Source organism: Eubacterium sp. An11 (assembly GCF_002161065.1).
In the GTDB taxonomy this organism is placed as follows: Bacteria; Bacillota; Clostridia; order Lachnospirales; family Lachnospiraceae; genus Anaerobutyricum; species Anaerobutyricum faecale.
Genome location: NZ_NFLV01000005.1, coordinates 79494 through 102992, shown reverse-complemented (window position 1 = coordinate 102992; position 23499 = coordinate 79494). Strand labels below are relative to the sequence as shown.

Annotated in this window: 17 protein-coding genes; 11 read left to right on the top strand and 6 right to left on the bottom strand. The window is 49.8% G+C overall.

Translation table 11 applies throughout. From position 1 onward, the window contains the following. Nucleotides 1–5: 5 nt before the first annotated feature. The 10 genes from atpA (at nt 6) to B5E53_RS05865 (ending at nt 13740) form a co-directional block, all read left to right on the top strand. Nucleotides 6–1511 (top strand): F0F1 ATP synthase subunit alpha, encoded by a 1506-nt coding sequence (gene atpA / locus B5E53_RS05910; RefSeq protein WP_087313125.1) that lies wholly within the window; start codon nt 6–8, stop codon nt 1509–1511. A 121-nt stretch (nt 1512–1632) separates the two neighbouring features. Beyond that, nucleotides 1633–2562: an ATP synthase F1 subunit gamma gene (atpG, locus tag B5E53_RS05905; protein WP_343215602.1), complete on the top strand. Its 930-nt coding sequence runs from the start codon at nt 1633–1635 to the stop codon at nt 2560–2562. Nucleotides 2563–2578: 16 nt separating this feature from the next. Then, complete coding sequence (gene atpD / locus B5E53_RS05900) at nt 2579–3973, top strand: F0F1 ATP synthase subunit beta (RefSeq protein ID WP_087313123.1); 1395 nt, start codon at nt 2579–2581, stop codon at nt 3971–3973. Between the two features lie 8 nt (nt 3974–3981). Then, complete coding sequence (atpC, locus tag B5E53_RS05895) at nt 3982–4392, top strand: ATP synthase F1 subunit epsilon (protein ID WP_087313122.1); 411 nt, start codon at nt 3982–3984, stop codon at nt 4390–4392. 283 nt (nt 4393–4675) lie between these two features. Next, the gene (locus tag B5E53_RS05890) at nt 4676–5578 is read left to right on the top strand and encodes a DivIVA domain-containing protein (protein ID WP_162611805.1); all 903 of its coding nucleotides are present in this window, start codon (nt 4676–4678) and stop codon (nt 5576–5578) included. Between the two features lie 121 nt (nt 5579–5699). Then, complete coding sequence (locus B5E53_RS05885; RefSeq protein ID WP_087313120.1) at nt 5700–6356, top strand: HAD family phosphatase; 657 nt, start codon at nt 5700–5702, stop codon at nt 6354–6356. Nucleotides 6357–6458: 102 nt separating this feature from the next. Next, a complete protein-coding gene (locus B5E53_RS05880) occupies nt 6459–7154 on the top strand; it encodes a hypothetical protein (RefSeq protein WP_140401443.1) in 696 nt (231 codons plus the stop codon). Nucleotides 7155–7272: 118 nt separating this feature from the next. Next, nucleotides 7273–8499: an SAM-dependent methyltransferase gene (locus tag B5E53_RS05875; protein ID WP_087313118.1), complete on the top strand. Its 1227-nt coding sequence runs from the start codon at nt 7273–7275 to the stop codon at nt 8497–8499. A 2-nt stretch (nt 8500–8501) separates the two neighbouring features. Next, nucleotides 8502–11054: a hypothetical protein gene (locus B5E53_RS05870; protein WP_087313117.1), complete on the top strand. Its 2553-nt coding sequence runs from the start codon at nt 8502–8504 to the stop codon at nt 11052–11054. Between the two features lie 133 nt (nt 11055–11187). Next, a complete protein-coding gene (locus B5E53_RS05865) occupies nt 11188–13740 on the top strand; it encodes a PBP1A family penicillin-binding protein (protein WP_242963537.1) in 2553 nt (850 codons plus the stop codon). Nucleotides 13741–13909: 169 nt separating this feature from the next. Here B5E53_RS05865 and B5E53_RS05860 read toward each other — a convergent pair whose 3' ends face one another. The 6 genes from B5E53_RS05860 to murC all read right to left on the bottom strand — a co-directional run bounded on the left by B5E53_RS05860 (nt 13910) and on the right by murC (nt 21699). Further along, the gene (locus B5E53_RS05860; RefSeq protein WP_087313116.1) at nt 13910–15106 is read right to left on the bottom strand and encodes a ribose-phosphate pyrophosphokinase; all 1197 of its coding nucleotides are present in this window, start codon (nt 15104–15106) and stop codon (nt 13910–13912) included. A 74-nt stretch (nt 15107–15180) separates the two neighbouring features. Beyond that, entirely contained in the window at nt 15181–16173 is a 993-nt protein-coding gene (locus tag B5E53_RS05855; RefSeq protein WP_087313115.1) for an ATP-binding protein, read from the bottom strand. Between the two features lie 3 nt (nt 16174–16176). Continuing rightward, entirely contained in the window at nt 16177–17304 is a 1128-nt protein-coding gene (locus B5E53_RS05850; protein WP_087313114.1) for a DnaD domain protein, read from the bottom strand. Nucleotides 17305–18991: 1687 nt separating this feature from the next. Then, nucleotides 18992–19522, bottom strand: a complete 531-nt coding sequence (locus B5E53_RS05845) for a hypothetical protein (protein WP_087313113.1) — start codon at nt 19520–19522, stop codon at nt 18992–18994. Between the two features lie 139 nt (nt 19523–19661). After that, nucleotides 19662–20294: a CPBP family intramembrane glutamic endopeptidase gene (locus tag B5E53_RS05840; protein WP_087313112.1), complete on the bottom strand. Its 633-nt coding sequence runs from the start codon at nt 20292–20294 to the stop codon at nt 19662–19664. A gap of 13 nt (nt 20295–20307) precedes the next feature. Beyond that, on the bottom strand, nt 20308–21699 hold the full coding sequence (gene murC, locus B5E53_RS05835) for a UDP-N-acetylmuramate--L-alanine ligase (protein ID WP_087313111.1): 1392 nt from the start codon (nt 21697–21699) through the stop codon (nt 20308–20310). 524 nt (nt 21700–22223) lie between these two features. Between murC and B5E53_RS05825 the strand changes: the two genes are divergently transcribed. Beyond that, nucleotides 22224–23486: a glucose-1-phosphate adenylyltransferase gene (locus B5E53_RS05825; RefSeq protein ID WP_087313109.1), complete on the top strand. Its 1263-nt coding sequence runs from the start codon at nt 22224–22226 to the stop codon at nt 23484–23486. Nucleotides 23487–23499: the final 13 nt, after the last annotated feature.

The following is a 23499-nucleotide window of genomic DNA, read 5'->3' as shown; positions in this document are numbered from 1 at the left end:
AAGTTTTGGTAAAAATCAGACCGGAGGAAATCAGTTCCGTCATCCGGGAGCAGATCAAAAATTATGTGACGAAACTGGAGACCGCCGATGTGGGAACCGTCATCCAGGTGGCCGACGGGGTGGCCCGTATTTACGGATTGGAAAAAGCCATGCAGGGTGAGCTGCTGGAATTCCCCGGGGAAGTATACGGAATGGTGATGAATCTGGAAGAAGATAATGTGGGAGCGGTTCTTCTGGGAGATAACAGAAATGTCAGCGAGGGAGATACCGTAAAAACCACCGGACGTGTCATCGAGGTGCCGGTGGGAGACGCCCTGACCGGCCGCGTGGTCAATGCGCTGGGACAGCCTATTGACGGCCGGGGACCGGTGGAGACGAAAACGTTCCGCCCGGTGGAAAGAGTGGCCCACGGCGTCATCGACCGTCAGCCGGTGGATACGCCGGTGCAGACCGGCATCAAGGCCATTGATTCCATGGTGCCCATCGGAAGGGGCCAGCGGGAACTGATCATCGGGGATCGTCAGACGGGAAAAACAGCGATCGCTGTGGATACGATCATTAACCAGAAGGGGCAGAATATGCACTGCATCTATGTGGCTGTCGGACAGAAAGCATCCACAGTGGCAGGCATCGTAAAGACTTTGGAAGAATATGGAGCCATGGACTACACTACGGTGGTGGCCTCCACTGCCAGCGAGCTGGCGCCCCTTCAGTATATCGCGCCTTACGCCGGCTGCGCCATGGGAGAAGAATGGATGGAGCGGGGCGAAGATGTGCTGGTCATTTATGATGATTTAAGTAAACATGCAGCAGCCTATCGTACCCTGTCTCTGCTTTTGCGGCGGCCGCCGGGAAGAGAGGCTTATCCGGGCGATGTGTTCTATCTGCATTCGCGTCTTCTGGAGAGAGCGTCAAGATTGTCCGAAGAGCTGGGCGGCGGGTCGCTCACAGCCATTCCGATCATTGAGACCCAGGCGGGGGATGTATCCGCCTATATTCCGACGAATGTGATTTCTATTACAGACGGACAGATTTATCTGGAGACGGAGATGTTTAACGCGGGATTCCGTCCGGCGATCAACGCCGGTCTCTCCGTATCCCGTGTGGGTGGAGCAGCGCAGATTAAAGCCATGAAAAAGATTGCCGGGCCGATTCGTACTGAGCTGGCCCAGTACCGGGAGCTGGCGGCTTTTGCCCAGTTCGGGTCTGAACTTGACGAGGATACCAGAGAACGTCTGGCCCAGGGCGAGCGCATCAGAGAAAGCCTGAAACAGCCGCAGTATAAAACGCTGCCGGTGGAACAGCAGGTTCTGATCATCTATGCGGTCACTCAGAAATATCTGCTGGATATTCCGGTGGAGCGGGTATTGGAGTTTGAAGAAGAACTTCTGGAATTTGTGGACACGAAATACCCGGAAATTTACAGGGCGATCCGGAAGACAAAAGATATGAGCAAAGAGACAGAACTGCTTATGCAGAAGGCGATTGCGGAATTTAAGGAGACATTTTAATAAACAGCGCTGAGCGCATGCGCTGTCAGACTGCCGCATGAATACGGAAATGCCGTGGAGATAAATCTATACGGTATAGCAGGATGCGGCAGAAATAAGGTGGTGATATAAGATGGCGTCCATGAGAGATATTAAGAGGCGCAAGGACAGCATACAGAGTACGCAGCAGATTACAAAAGCCATGAAGCTGGTATCCACCGTAAAGCTGCAGCGGGCGAGAGCCAGGGCAGATAACGCCCGGCCATATTTTGACAAAATGTATGAGACGATTCAATCCATTTTGTCCACATCGGAAAAGCTGGACCATCCGTACCTGTCTGCCGGAAATTCGGCGAGGAAGGCGGTCATCGTGGTTACTTCCAACCGGGGACTGGCCGGAGGTTATAATAATAATGTCACCCGCCTCATTACGGACAGCGGCTGGCGAAAGGAAGATGTGGATATCTACGGAGTCGGGCGGAAGGGAGTGGAAATCCTTTCCAGAAGAGGCTATTCTATCGTCGCGGACGACTCGGATATGATCAATGCTCCCTCTTTTGCCGACGCGGCGTCCCTGGGAGAGCGTGTGCTGGACGCCTTCGCGGCGGGAGAAATCGGAGAAATTTATCTGGCCTACACCAGATTTAAAAATACGGTGGTTCATGTGCCGGTGCTCATGAAGCTTCTCCCGGTGGATGTGGAGCCGGGGGCTGCGGACGGCCAGGTGAAAGACGGTAATTTTGCGGGCGAGGACGGGCAGACGTTATCCGGCAGCCATCCGGCAGCTCCGGCCGGTCAGCAGAGAAAACGACTGCTGATGAATTATGAGCCGGGGCCGGAAGAAGCTTTGAACCTGCTCATTCCGAAGTATATAAACAGCACGATTTTCGGGGCCTTCATCGAAGCCGCCGCCAGTGAGAACGGCGCGAGAATGCAGGCCATGGATGCGGCGACCAGTAACGCCGACGATATGATCGCCACTCTGTCCCTGGTTTATAACCGGGCAAGGCAGGGGGCCATCACACAGGAACTGACAGAAATTATTTCAGGCGCGGAAGCGCTCGATGGATAGGAGAAGGAGTAAAAAGATGACAGCACAAAACACAGGTACCATTACCCAGGTGATCGGCGCTGTCCTGGATATCAGATTCAGCAAAGGCGTTCTGCCGGAAATCAACGATGCAGTTACCATCGAAAAGAAAGACGGCGGCCGGCTGACAGCGGAGGTGGCGCAGCATCTTGGAGATGATGTGGTCAGGTGCATTGCCATGGGACCCACGGACGGACTGGTCCGGGGGATGGAAGCCGTCGCATCCGGAGGGCCGATTACCGTGCCGGTGGGCGAGATTACTCTGGGACGGATCTTCAATGTCCTGGGGGAACCCATTGATAACAAACCTCTGCCGGAGGATGTGAGACGGAGTCCCATTCACCGGAAAGCGCCGGCCTTTTCAGAGCAGTCGACAAAGACGGAAGTGCTGGAGACCGGCATCAAGGTGGTGGATTTGCTCTGCCCGTACCAGAAAGGCGGTAAGATCGGTCTGTTCGGCGGTGCCGGCGTGGGAAAAACGGTGCTCATTCAGGAGCTGATCCGCAATATTGCCACAGAGCACGGCGGTTATTCCGTTTTTACCGGCGTGGGAGAGCGGACCCGGGAAGGCAATGATCTCTACCGGGAGATGAGCGAGTCCGGCGTTATTGACAAGACGGCCATGGTGTTTGGACAGATGAACGAACCGCCGGGAGCCCGCATGCGGGTGGGGCTGAGCGGTCTTACCATCGCGGAGGATTTCCGGGACCGGGGCGGAAAGGATGTTTTATTATTCATTGATAACATTTTCCGTTTCACTCAGGCAGGTTCTGAGGTGTCCGCCCTTCTGGGCCGGGTGCCGAGTGCCGTAGGTTATCAGCCGACGCTGCAGACGGAGATGGGAGCGCTGCAGGAAAGGATCACTTCCACCAGGAACGGTTCTATCACCTCAGTGCAGGCGGTTTATGTGCCGGCCGATGACCTGACAGACCCGGCGCCGGCCACCACATTTGCCCATCTGGACGCTACCACGGTACTTTCCCGTGCCATTGTGGAGCAGGGAATTTACCCTGCGGTGGATCCTCTGGAATCCACTTCAAGAATCCTTGATCCGCGTATCGTGGGAGAGGAGCATTATCAGGTGGCCAGGGGCGTACAGGAGATCCTGCAAAGATATAAGGAGCTGCAGGATATTATCGCCATCCTCGGCATGGACGAATTATCAGAAGAAGATAAACTTCTGGTATCCCGTGCCCGGAAGATCCAGAGATTCCTGTCGCAGCCATTCTTTGTGGCCGAACAGTTTACCGGAACCAAAGGCCGTTATGTGCCGCTTTCTGATACTATTCAGGGATTTCAGGAACTGCTGGCAGGTAAATACGATGATATTCCGGAGGGTCTGTTCTTAAATGCGGGCAGTATGGATGATGTCCTGGCCAGGACGCGCAGGTAGGTGATGAAATGGCAGAGAAAAGCTTCAGACTGGAAATTATCTCACCGGACCGGATTTTCTATACCAATAATGTCACGATGGTCGAGTATAATACGGTGGACGGCGAGGTGGGAGTCTATGCGGAACATATTCCCATGACCCAGATCATCGCGCCAGGTCGTCTCACCATCACCGAGGAAAACGGACAGAAGACGGCCGCGCTGCTCTCGGGTTTCGTGGAGATCACCCCGGAGAAGGTGACCATCCTGGCGGAAGCGGTGGAATGGCCGCAGAATATCGATGTGGCCCGGGCCCGGAGAGCCCGCCAGCGGGCACAGCAGATTCTGGAACAAGAAACGGATGAGCGGGAGACCGCACTGGCGGAGGCAGCCCTTGCGAGAGCTCTGGTGCGGCTGGACACCGTGGAAATGAATGAGTAATGGGGAAAACGGCAGAAACCTTCCGGGTTGAGCCGTTTTCTCTTTTTATGTACAATACAGGAGAATTCCGGCTGCTTTGGTAAGGCTGCCGGAAACTCACCTGAATTTCCATAATATTTCTGGACAAAGTCGTCAGAATCCTTATAATTAAATATATACGCCTGCCATAGGAGCATCCGCTCCCGGGGCAGAAGACGGCGGCAGAGCATCCGCACGCTGTGCGGAGGGATAATCATGCATGAAACAAACAGCCGCTGTAAATGTAAAAAAAGGGGGAGCCAGAATGAAAGCACAGGAATTACTGACATACGTGGAAGAACTGGTTTTTAAAACATCCATGTTTGGCTATGACAAAGATGAGGTGGATGTCCAGCTGGATAAGATCTGTGATGAGATTGAGGCCATCGTAAAGGAAAAGGATAAGGAAATTGAAGCGCTGAAAAAAGGACAGACGATCATCATTTCTGATGATTCCGTCAGATTAAAAAAAGATGAGGAACCGTCCGCAGAAGCGCAGCCGGAGATGGATGAGGAAACAGAGGTTGGCGAATTAAAGAAACAGATAGAGACTCTGCGGAAGAGACTGCAGGAAGCGCAGGCCCAGGCGGAGGCGGCGGAGAAACAGGCGGAAGAAGCGGAAGAGCGTGCCGCCACAGCGGAAAAGAAAGCAGCCGCAGCCGAGGGACGTGCCGCTGTAGCAAGAACCAAAGCCATGGCCGAAGCGGCCGCAAAGGCAGAGACAGCACCATCAGCCGGACAGTCAGCGCCGGAAGAGACCAGACAACCGCAGGCTGAGGAGAGTACAGAGGCACAGAACGCGCCGAAGAACCGCGATGAAGCTTATGAGCAGTACATAAGAAATGCCGATCTGCTCTGCAGACAGCTTTCCGATATTCAGAGCAAGCAGGATTCCATCATAAAAGAAGCAGAAGAAAAAGCAGCGAAAAGCATAAAAGAAGCCGAGGAGAAAGCCGCGGAGAGTCTGAAAGAGGCAGAAGCAAAAGCGGCAAAGATCGTGGAGGAAGCTCAGGTGCAGGCCAACGAGATTCTGGCAGGCATACAGAGCCGGCGCGCAGAAGAGCAGAAGAAATACGATGAGCTCCTGGCTCAGAAACAGAAGATGCTTTCTTCCTTGAAAGAGATGGCAGAAGATGTCAGCGGTCTTCTGGAAAAGGTACAGGCATAACGAAACAGTTACGGCAAAAAGGCAGGGAGCGTATCGTTCCGGAAGGAACGGTGCGCTTTCTTCAACATAAGGGAACAGAAAAAAGGACATAAATAAAAATAGAAAAGACAGAGGAAAAATAATGATTAAACTGGTAATTTTTGATATGGACGGTCTGATGTTTGACACGGAGAGAGCAACTTGCCGTGCCTTCATGGAGAAGGCAGCGCAGTGGGGTTACGAGCCGACCGAAGCACAGTATCTGCAGCTGCTGGGACTCAACGCGCAGGCGATCCTGGCAAAATATCATGAGTTCTTTCATGATGAAGAGCTCGACGCTCCGGAATTATACAGACAGGTGGGAGAGCGCAAAGCGCAGATCCTCAGCACGGAAGGCATGCCGGTCAAAAAAGGTCTTGTGGGACTGCTGGACGTGCTGGATCAAAAAGGGATCAAAAAGGCAGTAGCCAGCGGCAGTTCCTTTGAATCTATCAAGCAGAATATCGCGGCCGCCGGGCTGACCGGCAGATTTGATCTGCTGATGACCACGGAATGGGTAAAAAGAGGCAAGCCATTTCCGGATGTATTCCTTGCCATCTGTGATAAACTGAACATAGAACCGTCCGACGCACTGGTGCTGGAAGACGCTGAGAATGGTGTCCGCGCCGCTCTGGCGGCCGGCATCCGGGTGATCAATGTGCCGGATATGCTGCCGCTGCCGGAGGAACTGGCCGGACAGTGCGTCTCTGTGGAAGAGTCACTCTGCGATGTGATTCCATACATCGAAAAGGAAGCGTAAGATTTTCTGTTCCCGTCTCAAAAGAAAACTGAAACGGGACAAACACACATACTTCGCACCCGGCATAAAGTAAAGAGAAGTCATGGGAAAGCAGGAATTGCTGTGAGTCGATTGGATGACAGATATGATTTTGACTGGCTGCCGGGATTCAGGGAAATGATGGCATGCCAGGAAAAGGAATCAGAGATGACAGAAAGAAAACGGATGGAAGGTGATACCATGGACGGCGCCGCAGAGCCGCAGCCGGACATTGGCGCTCCTGCCAGGGAAATGGCACAGCCGGACGCCGGCGTTCTCACCGGGGAGATGGCACAGCCGGATACCGGTGCTTTTGCCGGCAGAGCCGTGCCTCCGGATGGCCGCACTGTTTCTGAAGGAGCTGCACAGCCGCAGATGCTTCCGCCGGAAGAGCTGCAGCAGGAAGAACAAATCAACTGGAATGATTTTGAGTACATGATCCGGATGCTGCCGGCGGCGGCCAGGGAAGTCTGGGCCGTGGCAGACGCGCTTCTGGACAGATTTGAATTTGAGGGCAGCTCCATGTATGCGGAGTATCCCGACAAAAATGCGGTGTTAAAGATCGTCGACGCGATTTATGAGAAACTGAAATATTATGAGTCAGAGCAGACGGAAAATAAGGTGGACGGCACCCGCGGGAAGAACAGCTATTATCTGCCGCCGGAAGAGAGAGGCGTTCAGACGCCGTTCCGGCATCTGATACTGGTCATTGTCTGCTGGAATATGGCATACCGCCGGCAGCGCTATCGCCGGAGAAAAAAGATATTTCCGCTTTCTTAAAAAAATATAAAGATTTGACGACAGTTGTGGCCGGTTTGATGCGCCTGTGTTGCGTGGAGTGTGGAAACATGCTAAAATCGGTCACAGAAATTTTTATTTTAGAAGAAGGACTACCCTGATGGATCATTTGATAAAGAAACTGGAAGAATGTTTAAATGAGAAGCTCCTCAAGATCACTGTGAGTAATCCCCGCAGGGCAGAGGAGATAAAAAAATACAATATCCGCCCGGTGCTTCTCCGGAACCGCCTGGCTTTTCAGGTGGAAAGCCATACTAAAACGCAGGTTTTCCATGAGAATCTGGAAAAGAACGGAACGCTGGAGAAACTGAGAGAGATCCTGCCTTTGTATAAGCAGGTGCAGATACAGACCGTCGACGAGGAAGTGACTGCGCTTATCAACAAAAAAGGCAGGGCCTCCATTCGGACCGCTGCGAAGAAACCGGCGGCAAAAATTGTTCCCGGCGGCAAAAGGTCTGACCGGATCACTCCGGCGGCTTTCGCGGGAGAGCGTTCCGCGCCGGATTTGATCCGGCTGCTTCACAACCGTCCGAAGCATTACATTCTGGAGGAGGGAAAGCCGGTTCCGTTTCTTCAGGATCTCGGCGTCATGACGTCGGAAGGAAAGATTGTCAGGACCCGTTATGATAAGTTCCGGCAGATCAATCGCTTCCTTGAATTTATTGAAGATGTTCTGCCTCATCTTAAGAGAGACAGAGAAATCACTATTTTGGATTTTGGCTGTGGTAAATCCTACCTGACCTTTGCGGTCTACTATTATCTGAGAGAACTCAAAGGCTGTGATGTGCGCATTATCGGACTTGATCTGAAAAAGGATGTCATCAGAAAATGCAGCCGTCTGGCGGAAAAATACGGATATGAGAAATTGAAGTTTTATGAGGGCTCCATTGAAGAATTTGAAGGAGTCAGCCATGTGGATATGGTCATCACCCTCCACGCCTGTGATACGGCCACGGATTACGCCCTCTATAAGGCGGTGCACTGGGGCGCTGACGTGATTTTGTCCGTTCCATGCTGTCAGCATGAGCTGAATCAGCAGCTGTCCGGGGACAGCCTCCGGCCTGTGACTGATTACGGGATTTTAAAGGAGAGATTTGCTGCCATGGCCACCGATGCCATCCGGGGAGGACTCCTGGAAGGGATGGGCTATGAGACACAGATTCTTGAATTTATAGAAATGGAACACACGCCGAAGAATCTCCTCATCCGTGCGGTGAAGGGAAAACGTGCTTCGGCGGAGAAGTGGGAAAAGACTCTGGAATTTTGTGAATCGTTTGGATTTAAACCTACGTTGAAAACACTTCTGGAAGAAGAAAGAGGTCGGTGAAAATGAAAGAAACAATGAGAATGGTGATTATTCATTCCCTGATCGGCGTTCTGGTCTTTATCGGCGCCCTGCTGTTTTTTAATTACAGAATTTCGGCAGAGAAGGGAAACCCGGTAACAGAACTGCAGAATTCCACCTATCCGGTGATGGAGATCGGCAACAGCGTCTCAAACTATAATATCATGTCCGCATACCGGAGCGATATTGATCTGTCGCTGGTCCGCAATCAGATTACAGTGGTGGACTACTCAAAAACCCTGGAACTGAAACTGCACAATTATGATTACGACATTACCGCAATTCAATACATTTTATTTGAGAAGACCCCGGATGATCCTCTGGAACAGGGAACTGTGAACCAGCTTACGGATAATGAAGAAGAAAATGTACGGACAGGCACTTTGACTTTTGAGAATGATCTGACCCCGGGGAAAAATTACTATCTACAGCTGGCAGTCCGTCTGGACAACAGTACAAGAGTATATTTTTATACAAAGGTTCAGAATGGAGCCGGGTATAATCTTGATGAGTATTTTACATATGCTCTGAATTTCCACAATAATTTATTTGATAAAACTAAAATGGAAGACAATATCACCTATCTGGAACCGTCGGCCAATGCTTCCAGCTCATCTCTGGAATACGTAAATATAAATTCCAGCACCGATGCAGTTTCCTTTGGAAGTATGGAGGTAAAACAGGTGTCGGATCCCCGCATAAAGGTTCGGGAACTCAATGATACTTATGCAGTCCTGGAGCTGGACTCCGTGCTGTCCAGTGAGATCAGCGACGGGGTGATCCAGTACTATAATGTCAGCGAAACCTACCGCATGCGCTATACCGCGGAGCGGATGTATCTGCTGGATTATCAGAGGACCATGGACGCTTATTACAATGAAGAGATCATCGACGCCTCTAACAGCTATCTGAGCCTTGGAATCCAGAACGAGGATAATGTGGAGTACCGCTCCTCTGATGAGGGACATAAGCTGGCCTTCAGCGTGATGGGACAGCTCTGGTACTATAATTATGACGAGTCTGATGTGACGAAGGTCTACAGTTTCGCCTCGGAAAATCTGGCGGATCTCCACAATGACCAGGAAGAACACGGTCTCAAGATCCTGGACTTTGATGACGATGGAAACATTTTGTATCTGGTGTACGGATATATCAGCCGGGGCCGCCATGAGGGGGACAACGGCATACAGATCATGCGTTTTGACGCGGCAACCAGCTGCAATGAGGAACTGGCGTTTCTGGCGTCTTCCGTTCCTTACGGCAGTATGCAGGAAGATATCGAAAAGCTTGCCTATCTGAACTCTGACAATGTATTTTACTGTGTGCTGGACGGCGACCTGCACGAGGTAGATCTCGATGAGAAAAGCGACAATATTCTGGTGTCCGGCATGATCAACGAGAGTCTGACGGCTTCAGCGGATAAGAGTATCATTGCCATCGAGAAGAATAAAGATATCTGGGATAACACGGAAATCGAGATGATCGATCTGGAGAGCGGCCAGACCCAGACCTTTACCTGCGAGGGGAATGAAAGAATCCGTTCCGTGGGATTTTTATCCAACGATTTCATTTACGGTATTGCAGCCGCCTCGGATGTATCCAGAGAGGAAAGCGGCGCCGTCACATTTCCTATGAACGAGATACGGATCATGAATATCGATGGAAATGAAGTGAGAAATTACACGCAGAAAAATCGTTATATCATGGAGACCAGCATCAACGGAAGTGTCCTGGAGATGACTCTTGGAAAGAAAAATAATGGAAAGATCCGCTCCACCGGCAATAAAGATTATATCCGCTATAAAGAAGCGGAGAAGGAGGACGGAGTCTCTCTGGTAAGTAAATATTCGGGAACCTTTGGAGAACAACTTTACTTCAAATTTCCAGAGTATATTTATATACAGGTGGAACCGGATCTGATCCCGGCAAAGATTCTGTCCAGCGAGGATGACGCCTCTCTGACCCTCACCCGGAGCGGAGATGCGGCAGAGCAGTATTTTGTCTACGCGGACGGACAGACCCTGGCATCGTATACGAATCTGCCGGAAGCGGTCAAAGCCGCGTCGGAGGCCAGAGGAAGTGTCATTGACAGCTCAGAAAATGTAGTATGGGAATGTGCCTTTGTGGATTACGCCATGGTGGCGGGCATGGACGAGGTGACTAAAGTGTCCGGCGATGGAAAATCGCTGGCAGGATGTCTTTCCATGATCGCCCGCGTCAACGGAAAAAGCGTGGCGGCAAACAGCATTGATACAGATTCCGGTTCGGTGATGAAACTGCTGTCGGAATACAGCGGACAGGAGGCCCTGAATCTCATTGGCTGTTCTCTGGACGAAGTGCTGTACTACATCAGTAAGGGAAGTCCGGTGCTTGCACAGTATACAGGCGGAAGATATGTGGTGGTTATGAGCTATAACTCCACGAAGATCCGGTATCTTGATCCGGTAACTGGTATTTCCACCGTGGGAGACCGGACACAGATCACGGAGAATTTCCAGAAAGCGGGAAATGTGTTCTACAGTTATCTGGAACAGTAAAATGTATAAAATGTCTGCTTCAGGCAGATACTGGAAAAGATAAAGTACAAGAAGCATCATGGAGGTAGATATGAGCAGGAATCAACAGGGGGGTGGCATGCAGCCCCGAAGCAGGAAAAGGAAGAAGAACAGTATGACATGGAGAGTTTTAAAGATTCTCGCCATTTGTCTGCTTGTGGCTTTTGCCGCGCTGGCGGTGCTTGCCGTCGTGCGGGTGGGAATCCCTGTCGTATCCATGTACAGGAATGCCGTGGAAGTCGTGGCAGAAAGTGATGAGAATACATTTAAAGCAGAACAGACTTCCTTTGTCTATGACGTGGATGGAAATGAAATTAAAAAACTCAAAGGGGAGAAAGATGTCAATTATCTGGAATACGATGATATTCCGGATGCGGCAAAGCTGGCGTTCATTTCCATAGAAGATAAGAACTTTACTTCACACCGTGGAATCGATATGGAAGGTATCGCCCGGGCAGTGGTGGCCCTGATCCGGAACCGTGGAGAGATCACGCAGGGAGGAAGTACCATCACGCAGCAGCTGGCAAGAGGCGTTTTCCTGAGTTATGAGACGACTTACAGCCGGAAGATTCAGGAAATGTTCATTGCCGTTGCGCTGGAGCAGAAATATACCAAGGAGCAGATCCTGGAATTCTATATCAATAATGTATATTTTGCCAACGGTTATTACGGTATTGAAGCGGCGTCGGAGGCTTACTTTGGCAAGCAGGCAAAGGATCTCACCATATCCCAGATCGCTTTCCTCTGCGCTATTCCGAACAGTCCGAGCCGGTATGATCCGTATGATGATCCGGACGCCACCATGGAAAGAAGGGACCGTATCCTGGGCAGCATGTACGAGGAAGGATATATCAGTGAGTCCCAGTATGAGAAATCCATGGCGGAAAAGATCACCGTTCTCCCGAAAAAGGAGACACAGTCCAATGACTATGCGGAGACTTACATTATCAAATGCGCCGTGGAGAGTCTCATGAAGGAACAGGGATTTGAATTCCAGTATACCTTTGATGATGACGATGAGGAAGAGGCATACGACGAAGAATACGATGAACTGTACAATGCGTGCAGACAGAGCCTGTATACGGCCGGATATCGCATTTACACGTCCATTGACATGGATATGCAGAGTCAGCTGCAGGAATCCGTGTCTTCTCAGCTGGCCATGTTCACGGATAAAACAGATGACGGAATTTATGAAGTGCAGGGAGCGGCGGTCTGCATAGACAACAGCACCGGACGGGTGTCAGCCATTGTGGGAGGCCGGGAAGAAGATCAGGAAGGATACGGATTAAATCGTGCTTACCAGAGCTATCGTCAGCCGGGAAGCGCCATCAAACCGCTTCTGGTATACGCACCGGCTCTGGAGCAGGGCTACACTGCTTACAGTACCCTGGATGACAGCAGGATGACAGGCGAGGACGCCGTGTCCAACTCCGGATATTCCTATCTGGGACCGATTTCCCTTCGAAAGGCAGTGCAGAAGTCCAGTAACGTGGCCACATACCGGCTCTATGAGGAACTGGGACCGGAAAACTGCCTGAAATATCTGGAAAATATGAACTTTGCGGGACTGGAACCGGAAGATTACAAATATGATACCACCTGTCTGGGCGGATTTACCCGGGGAACCACCGCCGTGGAGATGGCGGCGGGCTATGCGACCCTTGCCAACGATGGAAAATACCGGACGCCGACCTGCATTGTGCGGGTTACCGATGCGGACGGCAATGTCATTGTGCCAAATGAGGAAGACAGCAAAGAAATCTACTCCAGCAATGCGGCCCGCAGCATGACGGACATTCTGGAAAGCTGCGTGACAGACAGCTCTGCCACAGCTTCCGGCTGTGCCCTTGATGTGGATACCGCAGTGGCCTGCAAGACGGGAACCACCTCCAACTATGTGGACGGATGGCTCTGCGGATATTCCCCATATTATACAACAGCCGTATGGGTAGGAATGGATGTCTACGAACCTGTGGAGGGATTGACAGGAAGCTCCTATCCGGAGGATATCTGGAAGAACTTTATGGACAAGGTACACCAGAATCTGCCGGAGAAGACTTTTGATTCTACTCTCAGTGATGATGATGACACGGGTGCCACCCGGACTACCCGGGCCACCACGGAAGAGGAATCCGAGCAGGATATCAAAATGGACGAGGGCAATCAGAATCTGGATGAAGTGCAGCCAGGGGATGACAGGAATAATAACCCGGCCGATGAAGGTAATCAGAACAGCGGAAATGATTCCGGCGGTAATCCGGGAAACAGCAGTAATTCCGGCAGCAGTAACAGTGGAAACAGTTCAGGAGGCAGCTCTTCGGGAAGCGGAAATAATTCCGGCAGCGGCAGTTCCGGAAGCGGAGGAAGCGGAAGCAGCTCCGGCGGAAGTTCTCAGGGAAGCAGCAATTCCGGAGGCGGCAGCGGTTCCGGCAGTGACAGCGGAAACAGCGGAAGCAGTTCGGGTGGCAGCTCCTCGGGAAGCGGAAATAATTCCGGCAGCGGCAGTTCCGGCAGTGGAGGAAGCGGAAGCAGCTCCGGCGGAAGTTCTCAGGGAAGCAGCGGTTCCGGCAGTGACAGCGGTTCCGGAAATGATTCCGGCAGCAGTAATAACGGCGGTTCCGGCGGCGGAGACAGCGCCCAGGGAGAAGCCGACGGGGCGGAATAAGCGCAGTCCATTCAACCACGCGATTGTTCAATCATCAATACGGATGTTTTGACGATACCGTTTTAAATATCAGATATCGAAAATTCAGACAGCAAAAAACCGGCACATGGTCTTATGTGCCGGTTTTCGTCTTTTATCCTGCTGAAACAGTGATGAATGAAAACAGTGATCAGTTGTTATCTTCTTTGATCGTGTGTGTCAGTTCGTACTCTGCAAGACGATTCTTGATACGGTCATGCGGATCAAGCAGAGCGCTGATGGAAGCCTCATGATTCAGAGAATCAATGAGCAGAGCGATATATTTGGCTACATCACAGCTTACGTACCATGGACGTTCCAGAAGTTCTGGTGTCTGATAGGTGCAGTTGGTGGTGATGACCTTATAAATCAGTCCCTCTTCGTAAGCTTTATCGAAGGATGCGAGACCGTTGGTGAACATACCAAAAGTAGAAATACAGAAAACTCTTCTTGCATTTCTTCGTTTCAGCTCCCGTGCCACGTCAAGCATACTCTCTCCGGATGAAATCATATCGTCAATGATCATCACGTCTTTGCCCTCCACGGAGTCTCCCAGATATTCGTGGGCGACGATCGGGTTCCGTCCGTCGATCACTACGGAATAATCACGACGTTTGTAGAACATACCGATATTAACTCCAAGCATGTTGGCGAAGTACATAGCTCTCTGCATAGCGCCTTCGTCCGGGCTGATGATCATCATGTGATCCGGATCGATTTCCAGGTCGTTGGTGGAGCGAAGAAGAGCTTTTATAAACTGATAAGTCGGCATGATATTATCAAAACCTTTTAATGGGATCGCGTTCTGCACTCTAGGGTCGTGAGCGTCGAAAGTAAGGACATTGTCCACGCCCATGCTTGCCAGCTCCTGCAGTGCAAAAGCGCAGTCCAGAGACTCTCTGGAGCTTCTCTTATGCTGACGGCTCTCATACAGGAAAGGAAGGATAACGGTGATGCTCTTCGGCTTGCCGGAAGCAGCGGCGATGAGACGCTTTACATCGGCATAAATGTCATCCGGGGACATATGATTCTTATGTCCGCAGACCGTGTATTCCAGACTGTAATTCAGCACATCGGCAATAATATATAAATCGGTGCCTCTGACAGAATCGGAAATCAGAGCTTTGGCCTCGCCTGTTCCGAAGCGGGCGCAGGTGGAAGGAATAATGAACGAATCTTTCTCATAATCTTTGAACACAACATTGCCTTTATGGTTATGGTTGCGCTCTCTGCGCCAATTCACAATGTACTGGTCAATCTTATCGCAAAGCTCTTTACAGCTTGGATGTACGATAATTCCGAGTCTTCCTACAGGGACAGTTGAAAACTTGCTATCATCTGGCTTCATAAATAGTCTCCTTTTTATCTTATCTTGGTAAATGCAATTAACAGCCATAACGTTTATAACATTATCCCGGCTGATTAGTCAAGAGAAGAAACAGCCTTTTTGATGCGAATATCCTCCCCGTAAATGTGAAAATATTCATAAGATTCAATAAATCGGGAAGAAATTCTCTCCGTGTAAGTTTGACTGAGCTGTTTCAGGGATAAATTTGTGCTGATTATGGTAGATTTTTTATGGAGAATCCGTTCATTGATACACAGAAAAAGCTGTGAATTAATGAACCCGTTATTGAGTTCCGTTCCCAGATCATCGATAATCAGCAGGTCACAGTGTAAAAGAAAAGACAGTGTGTCGGAATTGCCCTGGTTCCGGCGAAATGTATAGTCGGCCAGCTCAGAGAAGAACTGGTGGGCAGTCATATAAATGACGCTTCTGCCTTTTTTGAGGATCTCCGCCGCAATGCAGTTGGCAAGAAATGTCTTTCCGACACCGGTATTGCCGGAGATCAGAAGGTTATCTCCCGGCACGCTGTCAAAGGTGTCCGTGAACCGGCGGCACCGGGCGAGGATTTCCCGCATATTCTCCCGGGGTGACAGGCTGCTGCCCGTACCCGGACGATCGGAATAATAATCCAGCCGGAAATTGTCAAAATTCTCTGTGCGGATCAGTTCCCGGAGATTGGACTGGTCATAAAGAATATCCAGAATATGCTGCTGAAAGCAGTGACATTTTTCAGAACCCACATAGCCGGTGTCCTGACAGTCAGGACAGTCATAGATATCATCCAGATAGTCGGTGGGATAATGGTGCACTGCCAGCAGATTCACTTTTTCCATAGACAGCTCATAAATTTCAGACCGAAGAGAAGCACGTCCGTCCGTATCCGGATGAAAGAGCTGATATTTGGCCGCTGAGATGGAAATATGAGCAATCTTTTCATCAATCATGCGGATTTCCGGGACAGCATCGTAAATCTCTTCTTTGCGCCTCTGATGCTCCATCTGATTGGCGTGACGGATGCGTGCGTAGGAATCCATAATTTCCTGATACTGTGTCTGTGAAAGTGCCATGGTTTACCTCCTGTTTTTCTCCAGCAGGCGGGATTCCAGGTCATCGTAATCGTAGGTGCGCTGCTCGAAATTGTGAAAAGCGTTGGAAGAATTCCGGTTGTAGTTCTGCTGCGCCTGGCGGTTCTGGCGGCCGGAAGACTTCTCCGGAGCGCCGTCCGTCTGCGCAGCCGCATGGAACTTCTGATCCAGGGAGCGGATGTCGGCCACGTTGCGGACGCCCGCCTTCTTCCAGTCATCTAATATACGGTTGGCATATGGAAAACTCGCCTGATGGGTGGCAAGAAGAGTCCGGTTGCAGGCCTCAATGATAATATCAGTCTCAAATCCCAGCGCGTTCCACTTCTTTATATAATCAAGCTCCGCCGGTCCGGGATTCCGGTTGATACCGAAAGCCTTCATGACCGGGAAAACGTTCTGGGTATACTGACTGGACTCTTCCTTAGCCTTTTTGATGGTGTCAATGCCCTGCTGAAACCAATTGATGGCTACGCTTTCCATATAGCGCACACTCTTTTTTCCGCGGCTGATACAGTACTCGATGAGATACTCCAGCAGATCCGAGGAAAAGTGAAGGGAATCATTGATATAGCAGAAACTGTTGAGCTCAGACGCAGACAGCGGCCGCCCCAGATACGTCTCTGCCATATACAGAGTCTGCTCCAGATCCGTGCCCTTGATGGACTTCTCCATCTCCGACATATTGCGGCTCTTCTTTTCCGGCACCTGCGGCAGTGTGGGATAGGAAACACCGCCGCCCGCCATCGAATCCGTCTGTCCGGCCTGTCTGCCCTGACCTGCCTCTCCGGCCGTCTGCCCTGCCTGCTGCCCGGCCAGCATCTCTTGTCCTGCTGGCTGTTCATTCTGCGCTTTCGCCGCGGAAGAATCCTCCAGCTCCAGAAGCCCTTCTTTCTCCCAGTACTTTAACGCCCGGATAATATCCTTCTGTGTAAGTTCCAGCGTATCCGCCAGCTGATCGATCTGAACAGGCAGGTTCTGATTCATCAGCCGGAGAATCAGCAGATATATTTTTACATATTCACCGTCGGCTTTTATCATATAGTGGTCTATAAATTCGTTGGGAAGTATGGTAGTCGTGTGATGCAGTGTATTTTTCAGTATAATTTTATCCATGGTCTTCACCCTCTTTTATATGGTTGCACATTCATTTACTTCCTATGCGTCGTGGTTTACAGACTTGTTATGGATTATAATCATAGCATATTCGGGCGAAAAAATACAGGAGTTTTGTGTGAGCGGCTGTCTGGTCAGACACAGGAATAGGGGAATTGTAAAGATGGAAACAGTTTTCTGATTGAACAGACAATGACGTAAGAACACATACGGGTTCGTCCGTCTCGGCCTTCAGTCGGACTGACCAGGGGGAGTAGTAGTATCAGATTCTTCCGTCAGTCCTCCCTCACAGCTCGCGGCCGAAGTCCGTATGTGTCTAAAATGCCATTTGTCTATTAGAAAGCCACCCTGTTCCATCTTTGTAAAACCCTGTGCGCTTTGCCAGGCCAGAAGATAAAAACTGCCGCAAAACCCTATGGCTTTTTCAGAGTAGCCGGGATTCCTGCAAATCTCTATGCACATAGACTACATTTGGAGAAGATAAGCCATTGCTATAGTTTGACGACGACTGTGAGCGCAGGCATCTGATTGTTTTATTGAAAGATTACAACATACCAGCCTGCCGAAGTGGAGGAGGAAAACTTATATCAATGGTTTATCTTCTGTAAAGCAACAGTCTGTGTTCTGCGAAGAGATTTACAAATTCCCCATTTTGGTGGAAAAAACACGTGTTTTGTGGATAAAATTGTGGATAACCCGGGGATATCCTGTGAGTAAGTGAAGAAGTAGGAAATTGTGGATAATGTGGATAACTTTGTGGATAAATTGGGGGTTGACCAGCATTTAGGGGTGTTTACCGGGAAAAAACGGGTAAAAATTGCAAGATATAGGGGTAAAACTTAAGGAAATGAATGTGGACAAAATGTATACAGTGTGGGGATATGTTGAAAAAACACGAAAATTGTAAAATCCTTCCTGTGGATAATGTGGATAACTTTTTGAAAGCCAAAAAACAGTGGATAATTTTATATACAGAAAGAGACTGTACACAATAAAACCGTGGATAAAGTGTCAGATATTTTGGAATTATGAGAAATATTGTGGATAAAACGGGAGGTCAGAAATTGAGATTTGTAAAGGTGGTAACAGCTATCTGCTCAGACAGACAATGACGTAAGGGCACATACGGATTCGTCCGTCTCGGCCCTCAGTCGGACTGACCAGGGATATCCTTGTGAAATATCTTTCCCAGTCCTCCTTCACAGCTCGCGGTCGAAAGCCGTATGTGTCCAAAACGTCATTTACCTGTTGAAAGGCCTCTGTTCCACCTTTGCAAAAATCCTGTGCTACGTTGACAAAACAGCAGGTTATGGCTGCAGACGAATCAGCGGATATCAAAATTTACGGTCGTGTCTGTCTGGCATGCACCTGCAGAGCAAGCCATACAGGTAGATTTCCTGTCGGTTTGAATCAGATGCCTTTGTTTATAATCCGGGTGATGCAGGAGACAGGGATTTGCGGCATATGTGATAATGATAGAAAAACGAATCAGGGAAGATCGACGACGACTGTGAGTGCAGGCGTCGTTCGTTGTTATAAAAAGGTGTCCAGTTATCAGCCTGCCGAAGTGGAGGAGAAGACTTCCCTGATTCGCTTTTCTATAATAAATATAAAGCCGCAAATCTCGTCTGTTTATTTATACCCGGATAATTTTAAAGCCTGTAGATTCAAAGCGACAAATCCAAATTTAAAACCCCAGCTCCCCAAATTCCCCTTCCGGCATGGACAGGTTCATATCAAACCGGGTGTCTTCGCCGGCGACGACCTTGATGCGGTTTTCGCCTGGTTCCAGGGAGAAGGATACCGTATCGGATGCTGAATATGCGGAAGTGCCGGCGGAGGAATCCTGTGCAGAAGCGGAGAGGTATTCTGCATCTTTTTCGGAATCCAGTTCCACCAGGGTGGTCACCTTTTTATCCGGTGAGATCAGTGTTAGTTTCAGTTTTCCGCTGTATAAAGTGATGTCGTAGGAGAGTTCTGTGGATGTTTCATTTTCTGCGTCATAAATCCAGATGGTGTCCATCCCTTCCATATTCCCCACCTGTGCGGAAAAGGTACCGTCGTCGCTGGTCTGTGTAATATTGTTCAGATTATAGGAATTCATGTCGCTGGCGATGCTCCTTTCGTTATTGTAAGCATTGGCGCCGAGACCGCTGCAGCCGGCCAGGGAGAGGGCGGATGCGAACAGAGCTGTCAGTAAGAAATGTTTTTGCTTCATAAAAAAATACCTCCTGTTTTTGACAGTATATCATATATTGATTGTCAAAACAGGAGGAAATACATATTTCGGAATGTATTGTTGTCATGATAAATTTATATATTTCGTTGGCACTTTGTCTTTGCGGTCGGCCGCGGTCTTAGAATGCCACCAGCATGGTGGCGATGAAGTTCCCCGCGCCGTGGAGCAGAATCCCTGGGATGATGGAACCGTTGAAGATTTTTTCGTTGAGCCAGCCTAAAAGCAGGGCGCCCATGCCTGTGAATACGAAAGTCAGGGTGTGATACCACAGTCCCACGTTCAGTCCGGCGATCATGTATAAAATATTGTGCATCAGCCCGAAGAGGACTGCCTGCAGCAGGATGCCTCCGATAGTTCCCAGCTTTCCGCAGAGACGTTTGCACAGGAATCCCCGGTACAAGATTTCTTCCGCCACGCCGTTGGCGATGAAGTTCTCAATGAGAGCAGGGATGATGGCGGCGGCGCCGATGCCCGCGAAGGCGTTGGCGGATACTGCCGAGCTGTTCTCAATGTAAGCGAGGGTGTCCGGGTCCACCAGCCGGGTGAAATCAAAATTATAAAAGAAGTAGTATACCACGGCAAAGACGATCAGAACCCACCATTTGCTCCGTAAGTGCGGACGGATGAAGCCTGTCCACCGGAAGAAACCGGTTTCCTTCCGGTGGCGGAAAAACCACCAGAGGAAGGGAATCAGGGAGAATATGATGAGATTGGCAATAGATGTCGATATACTGGATAGAATCAGTTCCATGGTGAGAGCGCTCCTATTTATCTGCTGTTTTCTTCAGCAGTTCTTCCCCGATTTTTACTACGTCTCCGGCGCCCATGGTGATCAAAAGGTCATGGCCTTTCACATGGGAGAGCAGGTAGTCCTCGATTTCTCCGAAGGTCGGAAAATAATGTACATCGCAGCTGGTGTCTTTCATGAGATTGACGATGTCCATGGAAGATACTATTCCGGTGTCCGGTTCTCTGGCCGCGAAAATATCTGCCAGGATTACATGGTCCGCCTGGGAGAGAACCTCAGCGAATTTTGGAAGGAAAGCCTTGGTTCTGCTGTAAGTGTGCGGCTGGAAGACCACCCACAGTTCATCATGCGGATATTCCCGGGCTGCGTTCAGGGTCGCCTGGATTTCTGTTGGATGATGTGCGTAATCGTCGATGACGATAACGTCTCCGATGTTTCCTTTTATCTCAAAGCGGCGGTGTGTGCCGGAAAATGCCAGCAGTCCGCTGGTGATCTGTTCCATGGACAGTCCGATGGCCCGGGAGCAGGCGATGGCTGCCAGGGAATTCATAACATTGTGGGCTCCTTTTACTTTGAGGCTGATATGTCCCAGTTCCTCTCCGCGGACAACGAGGGTATAGGAACCATTTCCTTCTCGGTCATAGGAAATGTCCTTCGCGGTGTAGTCGTTTTCTGCGCCCATACCGAAGGTAATGACCTTCTGGGAAAGGCCTTTCACGATATCGCCGGTGTGTTCCATGTCGCCGTTGATGATGATCTGTCCGTCCGGCGCTGTCTGGGAAGCGAAAATGTGGAAGGAATGTTTGATGTCATCGATATCTTTGAAGAAATCCATGTGATCTTCTTCCACATTTAAAATGATGGAGTACAGAGGGTGGAATTCCAGGAAACTGTTGGTATACTCACAGGCCTCTGTAAGAAATACGTCGGACTGGCCCACCCGGATGTTGCCGCCAATCTGGTCGAGCATTCCGCCGACACTGACGGTAGGGTCCATACTTCCCTGAAGCAGAATATCTGCCAGCATGGAAGTGGTAGTTGTCTTACCGTGGGTGCCGGCCACGGCGATGGAGCGGGCATAGTTATCCATGATCTGTCCCAGAAGAGCGGCACGGGTCATCATCGGGATCCCCTTTGCTTTTGCTGCGGCAAATTCTTCGTTGTTTTCATGAATGGCGGCGGTGTATACTACCAGGTCAATGTCGTCGGTGATGTTTTCCGCCCGCTGACCGATGGCGATGCGCGCGCCGATATGTTTTAAGTGATCTGTGATCTCAGAAGATTTCATATCGGAACCGGAAACCGGGAAATGCCGGTCGATGAGGATCTCTGCGAGACCGCTCATGCTGATGCCTCCGATGCCGATAAAGTGGATGTGGATAGGTGTCTGAAAGTCTATTTTGTACATTTTTTTTACCTCTGTTTCTCTTGCTTGAAATTTATAGAATCATTTACATGGATTCCGCCCGGGCGCAGGCTCTGCCGGACGGTCCGGAAAAGCCGCGGATACAGCGGATATCTCTTCATTTTTCTACGTTAGTATACCGCAGCAAAAAGGCAGATTCAAGTCCTTCTTCGGACCTGGATTTTCCCTGGGAGGGGAAAATGCCGCCGGGGAGGCGCCTGGGGCCGGTGAGGATCTTTATCCGGAAGAAAGTTCGGCCCGGAAGCGGTGTCATGACGGGATGGAAGGGCGCGGCAAATGCGTTTGCCAGCCACATTTCGACAAAAGAGGAAAAGTGTAGATGAAAAAAACCAGCAATTTGCATACAAAAATGACATTTTGTCTATAAAAAATAAAATCCAAAGAGAATTATGGTACAAAATAGATAAAAAAAATTAGGAAATGATGAATTTTTTGTGCTAAAATACTTTTAATTTAGAAGGTTGAGTGCTATAATAAGCATATATGTGACAAAGGGGTGATTCTTTATGATAAAAAAAGAAATGATAGCTATGTTACTGGCTGGCGGACAAGGCAGCCGTCTCGGTGTTTTAACATCTAAATTGGCAAAACCGGCGGTTGCTTTCGGCGGCAAATACAAGATTATCGATTTCCCGCTGAGCAACTGTATCAATTCCGGTATTGATACAGTCGGAGTCCTGACCCAGTATCAGCCACTCAGATTGAATCAGCACATAGGAATCGGTATTCCGTGGGACCTGGACCGCAACATCGGCGGCGTGACCATTCTTCCTCCATATGAGAGAAGCGAGAATACAGACTGGTACACAGGAACAGCCAATGCGATTTATCAGAACATGGAGTTCATGGAGTATTATCATCCGGACTACGTGATTATCCTTGGCGGTGACCATATTTATAAGATGGATTATGAACTTATGCTGGAATTTCATAAAAAGAATGATGCCAAGATTACTCTGGCAACTTATGAAGTTCCGTGGGAAGATGCCAGCCGTTTCGGTCTGGTCATCACTGATGAGAATAATCAGGTCATTGAGTTTGAAGAGAAACCGGAGAAACCGAGAAGCAATAAGGCGTCCATGGGTATTTACATTTTTAACTGGGATGTTTTGAAAGATGCACTGGAGCGCCTGAAGAATCAGTCCGGCTGCGATTTTGGTATGCATGTCATCCCGTATTGTCATGAGAGAGGCGATAAGATCATGGCTTATAATTACCAGGGATACTGGAAGGATGTGGGAACTCTTTCCGCATACTGGGAAGCCAACATGGAGCTGATCGATATCATACCGGAGTTTAATCTGTATGAAGAATTCTGGAGGATCTACACGAAGAACACCGTACTCCCTCCGCAGTATTTCTCAGAAAATGCAAAGGTAAGCGGATGTATTGTCGGTGAAGGCACAGAGGTTTATGGAGAGATTTATAACTCTGTCATCGGTTCCGGCGTTACGGTGGAAGAGGGAGCGTTTATCACCAATTCCATCATCATGAACGGCACTGTGATAAAGGCCGGCGCGAGAATCGAGAAGGCTATCATTGCCGAGAATTCAGTGATCGGCGAGAACACGGAACTGGGAGCGTTCGAGGAAGTGCCGAATAAGTTCAAGCCGAACATTTATAACGGCGGACTGGTAACCATCGGGGAGGGTTCCGTTATCCCGGCAAATGTAAGGATTGGCAAGAATGTTGCCATCGTGGGAACAACCACCGCGGAAGATTATCCGGACGGTATTCTGGCAAGCGGTGAATCCATTATCAGACAGTAGGGGGCAGGTGACA